Annotated in this window: 16 protein-coding genes; 7 read left to right on the top strand and 9 right to left on the bottom strand. The window is 68.6% G+C overall.

The annotated features are described in order from the left end of the window. Positions 1-122 precede the first annotated feature (122 nt). Positions 123-1,415, bottom strand: coding sequence for a UDP-glucose 6-dehydrogenase AglM (aglM, locus tag NDI79_RS01140; RefSeq protein ID WP_310926613.1), 1,293 nt, complete (start codon positions 1,413-1,415; stop codon positions 123-125). A gap of 149 nt (positions 1,416-1,564) precedes the next feature. Here aglM and NDI79_RS01135 point away from each other — a divergent pair, with 149 nt between their 5' ends. Continuing rightward, positions 1,565-2,587, top strand: a complete 1,023-nt coding sequence (locus NDI79_RS01135; protein WP_310926612.1) for a DUF368 domain-containing protein — start codon at positions 1,565-1,567, stop codon at positions 2,585-2,587. A gap of 101 nt (positions 2,588-2,688) precedes the next feature. Here the strand turns inward: NDI79_RS01135 and NDI79_RS01130 are convergent, their stop codons facing one another. After that, positions 2,689-2,844, bottom strand: coding sequence for a rubrerythrin-like domain-containing protein (locus tag NDI79_RS01130; protein ID WP_310926611.1), 156 nt, complete (start codon positions 2,842-2,844; stop codon positions 2,689-2,691). 137 nt (positions 2,845-2,981) lie between these two features. Continuing rightward, positions 2,982-3,539 carry a class I SAM-dependent methyltransferase gene (locus NDI79_RS01125; protein ID WP_310926610.1) on the bottom strand — a complete coding sequence of 186 codons (558 nt, stop codon included), beginning with the start codon at positions 3,537-3,539 and terminating at the stop codon, positions 2,982-2,984. A 134-nt stretch (positions 3,540-3,673) separates the two neighbouring features. Between NDI79_RS01125 and NDI79_RS01120 the strand changes: the two genes are divergently transcribed. After that, positions 3,674-3,883 carry an HEWD family protein gene (locus NDI79_RS01120; protein WP_310926609.1) on the top strand — a complete coding sequence of 70 codons (210 nt, stop codon included), beginning with the start codon at positions 3,674-3,676 and terminating at the stop codon, positions 3,881-3,883. A 108-nt stretch (positions 3,884-3,991) separates the two neighbouring features. Here the strand turns inward: NDI79_RS01120 and NDI79_RS01115 are convergent, their stop codons facing one another. Together NDI79_RS01115 and NDI79_RS01110 are read right to left on the bottom strand one after the other, a co-directional pair. Beyond that, complete coding sequence (locus tag NDI79_RS01115) at positions 3,992-4,666, bottom strand: phosphoglycolate phosphatase (RefSeq protein WP_310926608.1); 675 nt, start codon at positions 4,664-4,666, stop codon at positions 3,992-3,994. A 34-nt stretch (positions 4,667-4,700) separates the two neighbouring features. Further along, on the bottom strand, positions 4,701-5,894 hold the full coding sequence (locus tag NDI79_RS01110; protein WP_310926607.1) for a Cdc6/Cdc18 family protein: 1,194 nt from the start codon (positions 5,892-5,894) through the stop codon (positions 4,701-4,703). 351 nt (positions 5,895-6,245) lie between these two features. Here NDI79_RS01110 and glpA point away from each other — a divergent pair, with 351 nt between their 5' ends. The 3 genes from glpA to NDI79_RS01095 are packed head-to-tail and all read left to right on the top strand — an operon-like array spanning position 6,246 to position 10,568. Next, complete coding sequence (gene glpA / locus NDI79_RS01105; RefSeq protein WP_310926606.1) at positions 6,246-8,006, top strand: anaerobic glycerol-3-phosphate dehydrogenase subunit GlpA; 1,761 nt, start codon at positions 6,246-6,248, stop codon at positions 8,004-8,006. Further along, a complete protein-coding gene (gene glpB, locus NDI79_RS01100) occupies positions 7,993-9,258 on the top strand; it encodes a glycerol-3-phosphate dehydrogenase subunit GlpB (RefSeq protein ID WP_310926605.1) in 1,266 nt (421 codons plus the stop codon). The genes glpA and glpB overlap by 14 nt, the downstream gene beginning before the upstream one ends. Before the next feature lie 8 nt (positions 9,259-9,266). Further along, positions 9,267-10,568 (top strand): anaerobic glycerol-3-phosphate dehydrogenase subunit C, encoded by a 1,302-nt coding sequence (locus NDI79_RS01095; RefSeq protein WP_310926604.1) that lies wholly within the window; start codon positions 9,267-9,269, stop codon positions 10,566-10,568. A 38-nt stretch (positions 10,569-10,606) separates the two neighbouring features. Here the strand turns inward: NDI79_RS01095 and NDI79_RS01090 are convergent, their stop codons facing one another. Continuing rightward, positions 10,607-11,830, bottom strand: coding sequence for an FAD-dependent oxidoreductase (locus NDI79_RS01090; protein WP_310926603.1), 1,224 nt, complete (start codon positions 11,828-11,830; stop codon positions 10,607-10,609). A 201-nt stretch (positions 11,831-12,031) separates the two neighbouring features. Here NDI79_RS01090 and glpK point away from each other — a divergent pair, with 201 nt between their 5' ends. Beyond that, entirely contained in the window at positions 12,032-13,573 is a 1,542-nt protein-coding gene (gene glpK / locus NDI79_RS01085) for a glycerol kinase GlpK (RefSeq protein ID WP_310926602.1), read from the top strand. 2 nt (positions 13,574-13,575) lie between these two features. After that, positions 13,576-14,631 (top strand): DUF7973 family transport facilitator, encoded by a 1,056-nt coding sequence (locus tag NDI79_RS01080; RefSeq protein WP_310926601.1) that lies wholly within the window; start codon positions 13,576-13,578, stop codon positions 14,629-14,631. A gap of 30 nt (positions 14,632-14,661) precedes the next feature. Here the strand turns inward: NDI79_RS01080 and dhaM are convergent, their stop codons facing one another. From dhaM to dhaK, 3 genes are all read right to left on the bottom strand, one after another. Next, positions 14,662-15,048, bottom strand: a complete 387-nt coding sequence (gene dhaM, locus NDI79_RS01075; protein WP_310926600.1) for a dihydroxyacetone kinase phosphoryl donor subunit DhaM — start codon at positions 15,046-15,048, stop codon at positions 14,662-14,664. Next, entirely contained in the window at positions 15,045-15,758 is a 714-nt protein-coding gene (gene dhaL, locus NDI79_RS01070; protein ID WP_310926599.1) for a dihydroxyacetone kinase subunit DhaL, read from the bottom strand. Before dhaL ends, dhaM begins: the two co-directional genes overlap by 4 nt. A gap of 96 nt (positions 15,759-15,854) precedes the next feature. Beyond that, positions 15,855-16,850, bottom strand: coding sequence for a dihydroxyacetone kinase subunit DhaK (gene dhaK / locus NDI79_RS01065; protein WP_310926598.1), 996 nt, complete (start codon positions 16,848-16,850; stop codon positions 15,855-15,857). Positions 16,851-16,917 lie beyond the last annotated feature (67 nt).

Genomic DNA, 16,917 nt, shown 5'->3' with positions numbered 1-16,917 from the left:
ATTTTCGTCCGGGTTTGCTCTCTCGCAGAGCGACGGCTACGGCGGAAGCCGAACGACGGGTCGAGAGAGATGGAGAAAGGAAAAAAAGAGCCCGCAGAGGAGAGACGCGAAACGCGCCGTCCTCAGACGAGCGACTCGTAGACGATGTCGTCGCGGCGGGTGACGATGCTGCGGCCGTCGACGACGACCGGTTCGTTCATCGCGTCGAACTCGTCGTAGAGGGCGGCGAACTCGTCCCAGTCGGTGACGACGAGGGCGGCGTCCGCGCCGTCGAGGGCGGCGCCCGCGGAGTCGGCGTAGTCGATGTCGGGGAACTTCTCGCGGAAGTTCTCGGTGGCGACGGGGTCGTAGCCGACGACGTCGGCGCCGGCGTCGAGGAGGGCGTCGATGAGCGGAATCGCGCGGGAGTTGCGCACGTCGTCGGTACCCGGTTTGAACGCGAGGCCGAGGACGGCGACGCGCGCGCCCGACGGGTCGACGTGGTCGCGGAGGATGTCGAGCATCCGGACGGGTTGGCGGTCGTTCACCGCGACGGCGGCCTCCAGCATCGCCGGTTCGTAGCCCACGTCGCGCGCGGCGGCGACGATGGCGGCGACGTCCTTCGGGAAGCAACTGCCGCCCCACCCGACGCCCGCGCCGAGGAACTCCGAACCGATGCGGGAGTCCAGACCGATGGCGTCCAGCACCTCCGAGGAGTCGACGTCGTACTCCTTGCAGATGTTGGCGAGGTCGTTCACGAGCGATATCTTCGCCGCGAGGAACGCGTTGTTGGCGTACTTTATCATCTCGGCCTCGCGGATGCCCGTCTCGACGACGGCGGCGTCGGAGGCCTGTTCGACGAGGGGGTCGAACACCGCGCGGAGCGTCTCCGCCGCGCGGTCGGTCTGCGACCCGAGGACGACCTTGTCGGGGTCGAGGAAGTCCTCGACGGCGCTGCCCTCGCGCAGGAACTCGGGGTTCATGCCCACGTCGAACCCTTCGCCGACCCGCTTGCCGGAGGCCTCCTCAAGGACGGGCGCGATGACCTCCTCGGTCGTCGTCGGGACGACGGTGCTCTTCGTGACGACGAGGTGGTAGTCGTCCTTCTCGGCCAGCGTCGCGCCGAGCGACTCCGCGGCGGCCTCCATGATGGAGAGGTCGATGTGGCCGTCGTCGGTGGAGGGCGTCGACAGCGCGAGGAACGTCGCGTCGGTGTCGAGGACCGCCTCGTAGTCGGTCGTCGCGCGGAGGCGGTCGCCGGCGTGCTCCTCGATGAGGTCGTCGAGACCGGGTTCGTGGATGGGCGACTCGCCGCTGTTCAGCGTCGCCACGACGTCCTCGTCGATGTCGACGTTGACCACGTCGTGTCCGACCTCCGCGAAGCAGGCCGCGATGGTCGTCCCGACGTAGCCGCTGCCGATGATGCTCAGTTTCATTGTCGGATTTCACTCGTCGTGCGCGTTTTAACGTTCTCCTCCGTCCCGAGAACTGACGCCGGTCGGCGCCGAGTCGCACCGCCTCCGGTCGAGTCGCACCGCTCGCGCGGAACGAAACAAGGGAATACCCCCGTGACGAACGAGGGAGCATGTCGAAGGCTTCCGACGACGCGGGGGGGGCGGTCACCGCCTCGTGGTTCGTCGTGTTCCTCAAGGGCGTCTGCATGGGCGCCGCCGACGCCGTCCCCGGCGTCTCCGGCGGCACCATCGCGCTCGTTACCGGAGTGTACGAGCGACTCATCGCGGCCGTCACGGCCGTCTCGCCCGGTCGAATCGTCGACGTCCTCAAGGGCGTCACCCCCGGCGGTCGCGCCGACGCCGCCGCGGCCCTCCGCGAGATGGACGTCCGCTTCCTCCTCGTTCTCGGCGCCGGCATCGCCACCGCCGTCGTCAGCATCACCCGCGTCGTCCACGTGGGCATCACCGACTTCCCCGTCCCGACGTTCGGCTTCTTCTTCGGCCTCATCGCCGCCTCGGCGTGGGTGCTGTTCTCCGAAGTCGAGGTGGACACGCCCGGACGAATCGGGGCCGCCGTCGCCGGGTTCGTCTTCGCGTTCGTCGTCTCCGGACAGGCCGCCTCGTCGCTGGGGACGAGCGCTCCGGTCACGTTCGTGGCGGGCGCCATCGCCATCAGCGCGATGATCCTCCCCGGCATCTCGGGGTCGCTCCTCCTCATCCTCCTCGGGCAGTACGAGTACATGACGGGGACGCTGCGGACGTTCGTCGACGGCCTTCTCGGATTGGTCCTCGGCGGGCCGGTCGCCCCCGTCGTCGAGAGCGGCGTCGTCGTCGTCGCGTTCATGCTCGGCGCCCTCGTCGGCCTGTTCACCGTCGCACACGCGGTCCGCTGGGCGCTCGAACACTACCGCGAACCGACGCTCGCCTTCCTCGTCGCCCTCATCGTCGGCGCCCTCCGCGCCCCGGTGGAGAGCGCGTCGAACCAACTGGCGGAACTCGGCCGCGCGTGGACGACGGAGGGCTACGCCGTCTTCGCCGTCACGGCCGTCCTCGGCGCCGTCGTCGTCCTCCTCGTGGACCGCTACGCCGGACTGGCGGAGATAGACGACGACGAGGCGGAGACCGAAGACACCGCGGCCCGCAGCGTCGACTGAACGGCAATCGACGGGACGAGGCTATCGGGCGGTCGCGGGTCGAATCGGACCGACAGAAGAGCGGTTCGGACCCGGCGACGGAAGCGAAGCCGAGTCCGCGATTACTCCCGGGAGACCGAGATATTGAACACGGCGTCGCTGCCGCACTCCTCGCACGTCGTGATTCCCGTCCCCGAGATGCGCGCGTCGCAGTCGCGGCACTCGTAGTAGCCCTCCGTCGGGGAGTACGGGTCGACTTTCGCGTGGTTCATCACCATGGCGATAGTTATCATACATTTCGGCAAAAAAGTTACGCTGGTACAGCCTATGACCGTATTCATTCCTAGGAGTGCCTAGTATATCTCTCGATTACTCGACGTTCGTCCGGGTTCCGACGCCGGAGAATCGGCGGCCGTCAGCGGCGACGGGCGACGCAGACGAACGTCTCGCGCCGCGTCGTCGCCGAGACGACGCCGAACCCGTTCTCTTCTAAGGCGGCGACGCAGTCCCCGAGTCCGAACCGCTCGTCCGTCGGCGGGCCGTCCGCGCCGTCGCCCGTCTTCGACCAGTCGACGGTGACGAGTCGGCCGCCGGGGCGAATCACGCGCGCGAGTTCCGCGAACGCCTCTTCGCTCGCGAACTCGTGGTAGACCATCGTCGAGAACGCCGCGTCGAGTTCGCCGTCCTCGAAGGGAAGCGACGCCACGTCGGCCGTCACGAACTCGACGTTGTCGGGCGCCCCCTTCTCGCGGTAGAACTCGTGCATCTCCGCCTGCACGTCGACGGCGTGACAGGCGCCGACGTGGGGGGCCACGTCGTCGGTGTAAAAGCCCGTTCCGCTCCCCAGGTCGGCCACGACGGCGTCCGGGTCCGGGTCCAGAAGCGAGAGCAGTTCCTCCCGCGAGCAGTAGCGGTAGCGCCCCTCGTCGTCGAGGGCGTCGGCGCGTTCGACGTCGAACGTGTGGAATCCCATACCGAGCGTTCGCGGGAGCCCTCAAAAACGGCGGCGGTCGCGGCGGGTCAAAGTCAAATCCCGTCCGGCGCGTGCCCGCGTCCGTCGCCGCGGGAGCAAGCTTAATTCCCCCGGCGCCGACACTCTCGGTAACCATGACCGAACCGACACTCCGTACGCCGACGGAGCGGACCTGCGAGCGGTGCGGCCGAGTCGAGCGCTGGGACGGCGTCGAGACGACGTGGACGGTGGCCGAGGAGGGCGGCGAGAAGCGGGTCGGAAGCCGCTACTGCATCCACGAGTGGGACATCAACGGCACGTTCGCGCCGTTCGAGGACGAGGGCGCCGACGGGGCGGAAGTCTGAGTCGGTGAACCGGCAGCGGTCGGTCGCTCCATAGTAGCGTTCGCACGTCTTCGCTCACTCGACCGCACGGTGTCGTGCGATCGGATGAGTAATCAGTTGCGAACGCTACTATAGAATCCGACTCAACACCGAGAGCGTCCCGTCCATGTACGACTCCTCCAGCACCTCGTCGGCGGCCGAGCGCGCCGCCTCGTCGGCGTTGGCGACGGCGAACGAGCGGCCTGCGACGCCGAACGTCGACGCGTCGTTGACGCTGTCGCCGACGGCGACGAACGCCTCGGGGTCCATCCCCAGCGTCTCGCAGAGGCGCTCGAAGCCGACGCCCTTCTCGACGCCCGGCGTCTTGACGTGGTAGGCGTAGCCGGTGTCGATGACCTCCATCTCGTACTCGTCGGCCACCGCCCGGAGCAGGTCCTCGTCGGCCGTCCGCTCGACGGCTATCTCCGTCTCCCGCCAGTAGTTGATGTCGTCGAACGACCCCCAGCCGAGGTCGCCGCCGCGCTCGGCGAACTCGTCGGCGACGGCCTGCGCGCGGTCTCTGTCACCGGTGTACGTCACCTCGCCGTCCGCGAGGACGACGCCGCCGTTCTCCGCGACGACGTTCTTCTCGATGCCGAGGTAGTGACAGAGGCTCACCGGGTAGGGGAACGCCTTCCCGGTGGCGAGCACGACCGGCGCCTTCCACGCCGAGAGCGCGTCGCACGCCCGCGGGTCGAGGCGGCCGGGTTCGTCGGTGAGCGTCCCGTCGATGTCGAGGACCAGCGGCGGCGCGTCGGTATCCATGTACGGGCGCGGTTCGGCGCACGCCGGCAAAGAGTCACCGCTCGGGGTGAGTGCCGCCGGCGTCCGCCGAGCGGAGGCGCTCGAAGGCGAGCGTCGGGAAGTTCGGCTCCGGACGCGTGGGGGGTCGGCCGGGGCCGTCGCCGTCGGCGGCCGTCTCCACCCGGCGGACGAGCCCCGACTCCGCGAGTTCGTAGAGGACGCGCTTGACCGTCGCCGCCGAGAGCCCCACGGAGGAGTCCGCGGCGACGGCGTCCGCGGCGGCGGTCACCGACGAGCGGTCGGCCGGGTCCAACGAGACGAGCGACGCGAGGACGCGCCGGCGACTCGCCGAGAGCGCGAACACCCGACCCAGCGAACAGCAGTCCGCGGGCACCGCGTCGCGCCCGGCGGCGACGTGCGCGGGGCCGATGCGGGCGGCGCCGTCGTCGACGGCGACGGCCGCCGCGCCGAACAGAGCCGCGAGGCCGTCGTGCGCGTCGCCGTCGGCCCACGCGGCCACCTCGCTCACCGTCTCGTGGCCGAGGGCGTCGCGCGCGAGGCCGTCGGAGGCGCGTTCGGTCAGCACGTCGACGAGAGCGTGGCGCTCGTACGCCGGTATCTCGGCCGTCGCGCCGGCGACTTCCCTCGTCGAATCGGGAGCGTCGCGCCCGACGGCGACGTACGAGAGCGCCTCGGCCACCGGGTCGAACGCGGCGTCTACGGCCGGAAGGTCCGGGGTTCCGGGTTCGCCGACGTGGTCGACGGCGACGACCACCCGGCGCGAGGGGTCGAGTTCCGCGCGGAGGCGGTCCCGGAGGGCCGCGGTGCCGACCCCCTGTTCCGGGACGGACCCGTCGGCGACGGCCGCGAGCACGGCGCGGAGGAGGGCGAACTCCGTCGGCGCGGCGCGGGCGTCGACGGCCGCGAACTCGGTGACCGCCGGCGCCGTCGCCCGCGTGGTGGTCCGGATGGCGCCGCGGCGGCCCGGCGCCGTCGCCGCGAGGTGGGCGAACAGCGCGGAGACGGCCGCGGACTTGCCCGCCCCCTTCGGCCCGTGAACGTAGAGGTTCTCGGGCAGGCGGCCGTCGAACGCCGGGTCCAGTCGGTCGAGCAGGCGTTCGAGCGTCGGTCCGCGACCGACGGGTTCGTCGAGGTGGTGCGTGGGGTCCAGCGCGGACAGGTCCCGGACCGGATGGCGGGAGCCGTCTCCGCGGCGTCGGCGTCGGTCGATTCTGTCGGTGAGTCGCATGGCGTCCTCGGGGGTGTCGTCTTCCCCTTCTCCGAGGACCGATAAAAACATCCGGTGTCGGCGCGCCCGACGAGCGTGTTTCTTTCGCGCTCTCGCTTCGTCTGGTCGGTGAAGATTCGGTACCGACCGCTGACTCGCGGTTCACGTGGCAACCGGCAGTAACTATTGTAATCGTTCGTGCTCGTTCCGTCCGGTCGCGTCGTCGGAAAGGACGGAATCGAGGGCTTCGAGCCGTTTGCATCCGGTGTGAGTGCGCGGAACCGGCAGAGCGCCGGTCGAGAATATAATTTACGCGCGATGGGGGGCGAGAGGTAAAATAAAGTATTGGCGGGCCCACCAGTCGAGAGTGAGATGACCGAAACGCCGAGCGTCCTCGTCATCGGCGGCGGGTCGACCGGGTGCGGCATCGTGCGCGACCTCGCGATGCGCGGACTCGACGTCACCCTCGTCGAGAAGGGGAATTTGACACACGGGACGACGGGCCGGATGCACGGCCTCCTCCACAGCGGCGGGCGGTACGCGGTCTCGGACCAACCGTCCGCGCGCGAGTGCATCGAGGAGAACCGCGTCCTGCGGAGAATCGCCACCCACTGCGTGGAGATGACGGGCGGCCTGTTCGTCCAGCGACCGGAGGACGACGACGAGTACTTCGAGGAGAAGTTGCAGGGCTGTCGCGACTGCGGCATCCCCGCGGAGGTGCTCTCAGGCGAGGAGGCCCGCGAGATGGAACCGTACCTCGCGAAGGACGTCAAGCGAGCCATCCGCGTGCCCGACGGCGCAATCGACCCGTTCCGCCTCTGCGTCGCCAACGCCGCCGACGCCATCGACCGCGGCGCGCGCGTCGAGACGCACGCCGAAGTCGTCGACGTCCTCGTCGAGGACGGCGAGATAGTCGGCGTCGAGGTCGAACACGGCGAGAAGGACATCGGCATCGGGAACGGCGAACCCGGCACCCGCGAGAAACTGTACGCCGACTACGTCGTGAACGCGACGGGCGCGTGGGCCGGTCAGATCGGCGATATGGCCGGCGTCGAAGTCGCCGTCCGCCCCTCGAAGGGCGTCATGACCATCATGAACGTCCGGCAGGTCGACACGGTGGTGAACCGCTGCCGGCCCAAGGGCGACGCCGACATCATCGTCCCGCACGAGACCACCTGCATCCTCGGCACGACCGACGAGGAGGTCGAGGACCCCGAGGACTACCCCGAGGAGGGCTGGGAGGTCGACCTGATGATAGACACGCTCTCGGAACTCGTCCCCATGCTCTCGGAGGCGCGGACCATCCGCTCCTTTTGGGGCGTCCGTCCCCTCTACGAACCGCCGGGAACCGGCACGGTCGACCCGACGGACATCACGCGCGACTTCTTCCTCCTCGACCACGGCGAACGCGACGACCTGCCGGGCATGGCGTCCATCGTCGGCGGAAAGCTGACCACCTACCGCATGATGGCCGAGAAGATATCGAACCACGTCTGCGAGAAACTCGGCGTCGAGGCCGAGTGCACGACCGCCGATGTTCCCCTCCCCGGTTCGGAGGACTTCTCCGTCCTCCGCGAGTGGATGGACGAGTTCGGCATCCGCTCGCCCGTCGGTCGCCGAAGCGCGCAGCGACTCGGCTCCCGCACCGACGACGTTCTCGGCGGGTGGGACGGCCCGAACCCGGTCGTCTGCGACTGCGAGGCGGTCACCCGCGCGGAGATTCACGACGCCATCGACCACTCGGGCACCGACCTCAACGCCGTCCGCATCCGAACCCGTTCCTCGATGGGCAACTGTCAGGGCGCGTTCTGCTGTCACCGGATGGCGAACGAACTGATACACGACCACGACGAACTCGTCGTCCGCGACTCCTTGGACGAACTCTACCAGGAGCGCTGGAAGGGCGAACGACACGCCCTGTGGGGCGAGCAACTGTCCCAAGCGATGCTCAAGCACATGCTCCACGCGACGACGATGAACCGCGACGGCGACCCCGCGGCCTCCGATTCGAACGTTGATTTCGCCGCGTTCGACGCCGGCGAGACGGCGACGGCCGCGGCCGGCACGACCGGCGACGACCCGGACCGCGCGGCGACCGACGGGGGACGGGAGGGCGAGAATGCCGATTCGTGAGGACGTGCTCGTCGTCGGCGGCGGCCTCGCCGCGGCGACGGCGGCCCTCGCGGCGCGGGAGACCGGAAAGTCCGTCCGCCTCGTCGCGCACAAGAAGAGCACGCTCCGGCAGGCCAGCGGCCTGATAGACGTGCTCGGCTACGTCGACGGCGACGGCCCTCGCGCGAACCCCTACGGCGCGGTGGCCGACCTGCCGGAGGACCACCCGTACGGCCTCGTCGGCGAGGCGGGAATCAGGGAGGGTCTGCGCATCTTCGACGACGCCGTCGGCGACGCGTACGCCGGGGGCCACACCGACGCGAACGCCCTCGTGCCCACCTACGGCGGGACGGTCAAACCGACGGCGCGCTATCCGGAGTCCGTCGCTCCCGGCCTCGCCAGCATCGACGAGGACACCCTGTTCGTCGGCTTCGAGGGGACGACCGACTTCTCGGCGCCCGTCGTCGCCGAACACGTCGTCGCCGCGGGCGTCCCGTTCGCGGCGCGCGGCGTCACGGTTCCGTTCCCCAAGACGTTCCGCGACGACGCCCGCGCGACGCGGTTCGCGAAGGCGTTGGACGAGGACGAGGCGGCGGACGACGGCGGCGGCGTCCGTCGCGCCCTCGCGGACGCGGTGGCGGAGCACCTGACGGACGAGGAGCGCGTCGGCTTCCCCGCGATGCTCGGCGACGACAGGGACGCCGAGGTGCGCGAGGAACTCGCAGACCGACTCGGTGTCTCCGTGTTCGAGGTGCCGACGGGGCCGCCGAGCCTCCTCGGTCTCAAACTGGAGGACCGACTGTTCGCCGCCCTCGACGAGGCGGGCGTCCGCCTCTCGACGGGCAACCCCGCGGTCGGTTACGAGGCCGACGGCGACCGAATCGAGGCGGTGTACGTCGACCGCAAGGGGAAGAACGTGCCGTACCACGCCGAGCAGTTCGTCCTCGCGACGGGCGGACTCGTCGGCAAGGGCATCGGCTCCGACCGCGAACGCGTCACCGAACCCGTCTTCGACTGTCACGTGCCACACTCCGAGGACCGGTACGAGTGGTCGGAGTCCGAGGCGTTCGGCGGGCACGCCTTCGCGCGGTTCGGCGTCGTCCCCGACGAGGAGTTGCGACCCACGGCGGCGAGTGGCGAACCGGAATTTTCGAACCTCCGCGCGGCGGGCGGCGTCGTCGGCGGCGCGGACGTGGCCCGCGAGAAATCCGCCAGCGGCGTCTCGCTGGCGACGGGCGCCGTCGCCGGCGGCCGCGCGGGCGAGGAGGCCTGACCATCTACATGAGCGACGCAGAGAACCCATCGAACCCGACGCCAGACGAACAGACCGACTTCGAACCCGTGCAGGTGTTCGACGACGAGACGGAGATGGACCTCCGCCCCGGCGCCGACAACTGCTACAAATGCACGTCGTGCGACACCTCCTGCCCCGTCGCGGAGGTGGACGACGACTTCCCGGGGCCGAAGTTCCAAGGCCCCGAGCAGTGGCGCCTGAAGCGCAAGGGCGACGAGGACATCGACGATTCGATCATGTCCTGCTCGAACTGCATGCGCTGTGACAACGCCTGCCCGTCGAGCGTCCCCCTGAGTCAGATGCACAACACCGCTCGGGGCGAGTACGTCGACGAGCAGATGGACAAACTGTCCAGGGAGTACATCAGAAACAGAATCCTCTCGAACTACCGCATCATGGCGGAGATAGGCAGCAAGGTGCCGCGCCTGACGAACTTCGCGCTGAACAACTCCGTCGTCCAGAAGGTAAACGAGAAGGTGCTGGGAATCACCTCCGAACGCGACTTCCCCGAGTTCGCCCAGCAGACGTTCCGCGAGTGGTGGCACGAACGCGGCGGCGCGCGGGTGTCCTCCGAGGAGAAGAAAATCGCCTACTTCCACGGCTGCTACTCGAACTACAACACGCCGGAGGTGGCGAAGGCGCTGGTGAGAGTCTTCGAGGTGTTCGGCTACGAGATAGCCGTTCCCAGACAACGGTGTTCCGGCACGCCGATGTTCGCCAACGGGATGCTCGACGACGCCGAACGCGCCGCCGAGGTGAACGTCTCGGAGTTCTCGGACCTCATCGACGAGGGCTACGACGTCATCGCCTCCTGTACCTCCTGTTCGATGTCGCTGCGCCAGGAGTACCCCGAACTGTTCGAGTTCCACGGCACCGCCGAGGTGTCGGCGCACACCTACGAGGCGATGGAGTACCTCCGCATCCACGAGGACCTCGAAGCCGAAATCGAGAACGCCTCCGTCGAGGAGCAGTCGTTCGCCTACCACGCGCCGTGTCACGCCCGGAATCAGGGGTTGGAGCACCAAGCGGTCGAACTGTTCCGCGAACTCGACGGCGTGAACATCGAAGACGTCGGCGACTCCTGTTCCGGCATCTCGGGGACGTACGGCTGGAAGGACGAGAAGTACGACACCTCGATGAAAATCGGCGAGGAGATGTTCGACCACATGGAACACGCCGAGGGGAACGTCGGCATGACCGAGTGCCCGACGTGCTCGATGCAGATGGAGCACGGCACCGGCTACGACATCAAGCACCCCCTGCAACTGCTCGAAGAAGCGCTGGTCTGAGCGCCTCCGAACGCCTTTTCGCTCTCTTTCTCTCTGGACTACCGACCCACCACGTCCTCGTCCGTCGGCCCCGCGCCGCCGAACTCCTCGACCAGGGAGTCCAGCGTCTCCGGGTCGTCCGCGCCCGGTAGTCGCTCTTCGGCGGTCCGGCAGTCGGCGTCGACGCCGAGGGCCTCGCAGACGCGGTCCGCCGTCGCCTCGGCCATCTGCCGGTACGTCGTCAGTTTCCCGCCGACGACGCTCGTGAGGTTCTCGACGCCCTCGTCGGCGTGGTCGAGGACGAAGAACCCGCGGGAGATGCCGCGGGCGCCGTGGCGGGAGTCCTCGTCGGGCGCGTACAGGGGGCGGACGCCCCACCACGTCCGCACCTCGGGGGCGTCGCGGACGGCCGGGAGCATCGTCGCGCACTCCGCTCTGGAGTTTTCGACCTCCCACTCCGCCGTCTCGTAGTCGTCGGGGTCCTCGACTTCGACGCTCGTCGTCCCGAGGACGACTTCGCCGTCGTGCGGGACGACGATGTCGCCGTCGTCGGGGTCGCGGGTGCGGTTGAGCACCGGTCCGAGACCCTCGTGCTCGACGGACACCATGACCCCCCGCGTCGGGCGCATCTCCACGTCGACGCCGGCCGTCTCGGCGACCTTCCCAGCCCACGCGCCGGCGGCGTTGACCACCCGTTCGGCCCGAATCTCCTCGTCGACGGCGCCGCCGACGTCGACGCCGACTATCCGTCCCTCCTCGACCCGCAGGTCCTCGACGGGCGCGTCCGTGAGAACCGTCGCGCCGTGCTCGCGGGCGTCGGCGGCGTTGGCCGCGACGAGGCGGGAGGGGTAGACGACGGCGTCGGGCACCTCCATCGCCCGGACGACGTCCTCGGACAGACCCGGAACCGCCTCGCGGGCCTCCTCGGGCGAGAGCGTCTCGACGGGGATGCCTATCTCCTCGCAGGCGGCGCGCTTGGCCTCGAAGTACTCCGGGTCGTCGTCGGGGAGTTGGACGAACAGACCGCCCGTGTCGCGGATGCACTCGCCGGCGACGTCTTTGAGGATTCGGTTCTCCTCGATGCACTCGCGGGCGCCCACCTCGTCGGACTCGGCGTACCGGGCACCGCTGTGGAGGAGGCCGTGCGACCGGCCCGACGTCCCGGAGGAGAGTCCGCCGCGTTCGACCAGCGTCACGTCGACGCCGCGGAGCGCCAAGTCGCGGGCGACGCCGGCGCCCGTCGCCCCGCCGCCCACCACGACCACGTCCGTGTTTCGCGTCATCACTAGTCGTTCGTCCGGACGCGTATGTGCCTGACGGCGCCGGCGAGCCGAACGTATCGAACGCGGACCTGACCGCCGGTCTGACTGTCTCGGACACATAACTCAAGAAACATTTATGCGATTTCTTGGGCTATGTTAACTGTTCGACGCGGTGGTGGCGTCGGCGGTGGGATTCGGCCCACGACACGGAGTTGTTCACAGATGACAGAAGACACGTACATCGGCGCGGTAGACCAGGGGACGACCGGCACCCGTTTCATGGTGTTCGACCACGACGGGCGGGTCGTCGCGAACGCCTACCAGAAGCACGAACAGATCTATCCCGAACCCGGGTGGGTCGAACACGACCCCGAGGAGATATGGGAGAACACCGAGGCGGTGATACTCGAAGCGCTCAGCGAGGGCGGCTTGGAGGCCGAACAGTTGGAGGCCATCGGCATCACGAACCAACGGGAGACCACGCTGGTCTGGGACCGCGAGAGCGGTCGCCCCCTCGCCAACGCCATCGTCTGGCAGGACCGTCGGACGACCGACCGCGTCGAGGCGCTTCAGGACGAGGGTAAAGAGGAGTGGGTCCGCGAGAAGACGGGACTCGAACCCGACGCGTACTTCTCGGCGACCAAAGCGGAGTGGCTCCTCGACAACACCGACCAGATTAAACTGGCGCGCATGCGCCCCGACGACGTCCGCGACAGGGCCGAGGCCGGCGAACTCATGCTCGGCACCATCGACTCGTGGATGATATACAATCTGACGGGAGAACACATCACGGACGTCACGAACGCCTCCCGGACCATGCTGTTCAACATCCACGACATGGACTGGGACGAGGAGTTATTAGACGAGTTCAACGTCCCCGCCGCGATGCTTCCCGAAGTCCGTCCCTCCTCCGACGAGGCGACGTACGGGTCGACGGACGCGGACGGGTTCCTCGGCGCGGAGATTCCGGTCGCGGGTGCGTTGGGCGACCAGCAGGCCGCCCTGTTCGGCCAGACCTGCTACGACGCCGGCGACGCGAAGAACACCTACGGGACGGGGTCGTTCATGCTGATGAACACCGGCGACGAGGCCGTCACGAGCGAACACGGGTTGTTGACGACGGTCGGCTTCCAGCGCTCCGGCGAACCCGTCCAGTACGCCCTCGAAGGCTCTATCTTCATCACGGGCGCCGCAATCGAGTGGCTCGAGGACATGACCCTCATCGAGGACGCCGCCGACACGGAGAAGTTGGCTCGGTCGGTGGACTCGACGGACGGGGTGTACTTCGTACCGGCCTTTACCGGCCTCGGCGCGCCCCACTGGGACCAGCGCGCTCGCGGCACCATCGTCGGCATGACTCGCGGCACCCGCCGCGAGCACCTCGTTCGCGCGACGCTGGAATCCATCGCGTTCCAGACGCGCGACGTCGCCGAGGCGATGGAATCCGACAGCGGTATCGAACTCACCTCGCTCCGCGTCGACGGCGGCGCGGTCAAGAACAACTACCTCTGTCAGCTTCAGTCCAACATCCTGAACACGGACATCGTCCGGCCGCAGGTCGACGAGACGACGGCGCTGGGGTCGGCGTACGCGGCCGGCCTCGCAGTCGGTTACTGGAGCGACCTCGACGAACTCCGGAACAACTGGCAGGTCGACCGCGAGTTCTCCCCCGACGACGGCGCGAAGAACGTCGACGCCCGATACGGCCGCTGGCAGGAGGCGGTCGAACGCTCCCGCGACTGGGCGCGGGACGGGGGTGACTGACGATGGCGCTCGCCGACCTCTGGACGGTCGAGATGCTCATCGCCGCCTTCGCGGGCGGCGCGTTCGGGGCCGCCCTCGGGGCGCTCCCCGCCTTCATCTTCACGGGCTTCCTCGTCGTCGCCGGCGAGGCGGCGGTCATCGCCAACGCCGACGCCGGAAGCATCACCGGTTCCGTCGCGTTCGGCGCGCCGTTCTCGCCTGCCATCAGTTTCGCCGGCGGCGCGGCCGCCGCGGCGTACGCGGCGAAGAAGGGCTACATGGATTCGGGGTTCGACTACTACGAGGCGAAGAACATCGGGTTCGCCCTCGGGACCAGACCCGACGTGCTGGCCGTCGGGGGCGCCTTCGGTATCGTCGGCTACTGGCTGACCGTCCTCTCGGGGACGTTCGCCATGCCGTACGACCACATCGCGATGGGCGTCACGCTGTCGGCGCTCATCCACCGCATCGCGTTCGGCTACGACATCGTCGGAGAGCGCCGCGGGAAGAGCCTCCTCGACATGTCGCCGTTCGAGCGAGAGGAGATGCGCGTCGTCGGCGACGCGGCGACCGACGGGGGCGGAAACGCGAAGACTGACGGCGGGACGGCGACGGCGCCGTCGCGCCTCGCCGTCGAACCGTGGCTCCCCCACCAGTACAAGTGGGCGAACGTGGCGATGGTCAGCCTCGTCGTGGGCATCCTCGGCGCCTACATCGCCATGGTGACCGGCAGCGCGTTCCTCGCGTTCGGTATCAGCGCCGCGTCGCTCGTCTTCCTCAACCTCGGCGTCGAGCGCATCCCGGTGACGCACCACATGGCGCTCCCCGGAAGCACGGCGGCGCTCGCGGTGACGAACGGCGGCGAGGGGTCGCTCCTCGTCGCCCTCGTCGTCGGGGCGATATTCGGCGTCGCCTGCGGTCTGTTCGGCGAACTGTTCCAGCGCGTGTTCTACTCGCACGGCGACACCCACTGGGACCCGCCGGCCGCGGCCATCGTGTTCGGGACGTTCCTCGTCGCGGTGCTGTACATCGCGGGCGTGTTCCCGAGTGCGTCGTGGGTCGCCACGCTCGGCCTCTGAGAGGCCGGAAAACGAAATTTTTCCTCTTCTTCAGTCGTTCAATTTGTGGTACTCGCGCGCGTCCTCCGCCGACTCGACCACCGAGTCGAGCGTCGCCTTCGACGACGTGGCCTCGACGGCGGCGTTGAGCGCCCCTTCGAGAATGGGTGCGTCGGCGATGACTGCCTCCGCATCGGACATCTCCAGGGCGAGTTCGGTGTTCATCACCGCACTCCCCAAATCGACGAGGACGACGACGCCGTCGCCGTCGTCCGCCGCGGCGATGGCCTCGCCGATGCGGTTGGCGTCCGTGCCTATCTCCTCGCCGTCGCCGCCGGCGGGTTCGATGCGGGCGTCGCCGCCGCCCATCTGCGCGGCGATGTCCCGGATGCCCTCCGCCGCCTTCGCGCTGTGCGAGACGACGACGAGTCCGATCATTCCTGCGCCTCCTCGGGGTCCTCGTCGGGCGCCGACTCGGCGACGGCCTCCACGTCGGTCTCGCCCTCCAGATACTCCGAGGCGGTGTCCAGAATCTCCTCTAAGATGAACAGCGTGCTCGTCGCGCCGGGGTCTTGGTGGCCGACCGACCGCCACCCGAGGAACGACGCCCGGCCCTTGGAGGCCCGCAGCGGTACGGTGAAGTTGACGCCGCGTTCGGCCGCGTCGACGGCCTTCGCCAGCGCCGTCAGCGGCGGCAGGTCGTCGTGCTCGATGGACTTCTTGTACGTGTGGACGGCGGGCGTCAGCGCGTCCACCATCGTCTTCGCGCCGACGGGCGCGTCGCCGCGGTCTTTCACCTTCTCCAAGTAGGCCTCCGCGAAGGCGACCGAGGTTTCGGCCGTGATACCCTCTTCGAACTCCTGGCTCGCGGTCATGACGGACCCGCCGTACAGCGGTCCCGCGGCGCCGCCGACGTTGCCGATGATGGTCGTCCCGATGGTCTTCACTATCTCGTCGACGTCCATCTCCTCGAACTCGTCGGTCTTCTCCGCGACGGCCTGGAAGCCGCGGTGCATGTTGTTGCCGTGGTCGGCGTCGCCGATAGCCGAGTCGAGGTCCGTGAGGTGGGACTTCTCCGACTCGATGCGTGCGGCCACGTTCTCGACGGCGGCCGCCAGCGCTTCGCGTTGGACGGATTCGTCTGCCATACCGACGTACACGGCGGCGGTCGGCTTGAAACTACGGCGAGCGGAAAAACGGTCGTGTCGGTCGGATTTCGTCTCGGCGTCGGCGTCGGCGAGCGCTCAGCGCTTCAGCGCCGGCGTGTCCGCCTCGGCCCCGAGCAGGTCCTTCAGTTCGTCGTCGACGCGGCAGACGGTGACCGAACAGCCCATCATGTCGAGGGAGGTCATGTAGTCGCCCACCCAGGCGTCCCACGTCTCGATTCCCTCCTCGTCGAGTATCTGCTGGACCCGCCGGTTCACGATGAACAGTTCGGACTGCGGCGTGCCGCCCATCCCGTTGACGATGGTGACGACTTCCTCGCCCGATTCGACGTCGAGGTCCTCCAGCACCTTCCCGGTCAGGTGGTCGGCCACCTCGTCGGCGGTCATCATCCCGGTGCGCTCGGTGCCGGGTTCGCCGTGGATGCCGATGCCGAGTTCTATCTCTTCTTCTCCTAAATCGAACGTCGGTTCGCCCTTCTCGGGCGTCACGCAGGAGGTGAGCGCCACGCCCATCGTCCCCACGTTCTCGACGACTTTCTCGCCGACGGCCTGTACCTCTTCGAGGGACCCGCCCGCGGCCGCCTTCGCGCCGACGGCCTTGTGGACGAGGATGGTGCCGCAGACGCCGCGGCGACCCGAGGTGTACAGAGAGTCTTCCACCGCGACGTCGTCGTCGACGACTACCTGCGCCACCTCGACGTCCTCCATCTCGGCCATCTCGGCGGCCGTGTCGAAGTTCATCACGTCGCCCTCGTAGTTCTTCACGACGCAGAGGACGCCCTCGCCGGCGTCGCAGGCCTGCACCATCTCGTTCAGTTCGTTCGCTGTCGGGGAGGTGAACACCTCGCCCGCCGCCGCGCCGTCGAGCATCCCGTCGCCGATGTAGCCCGCGTGCGTCGGTTCGTGGCCGCTCCCGCCCCCGGAGACGACGCCCACCTTCCCGTCCACCGGCGCGTCCGCCCGGACGAGCACCTTCGTCCCGTCCAGTCGACGGAGCCTGTCGGGATGGGCCGCCAGCATCCCGTCGAGCATCTCGTCCACGTAGTCCGACGGATCGTTAACGAGTTTCTTCATAGTCCACCGTGTAGGTGGCACGAAGACGACAAAAGCCTTCGCCGTACTCCAGGTTTCGGAGAACGAC

Source organism: Halogeometricum sp. S3BR5-2, from assembly GCF_031624635.1.
Taxonomy (GTDB): Archaea; Halobacteriota; Halobacteria; order Halobacteriales; family Haloferacaceae; genus Halogeometricum; species Halogeometricum luteum.
This window is presented reverse-complemented; position numbering and strand designations above follow the sequence as displayed.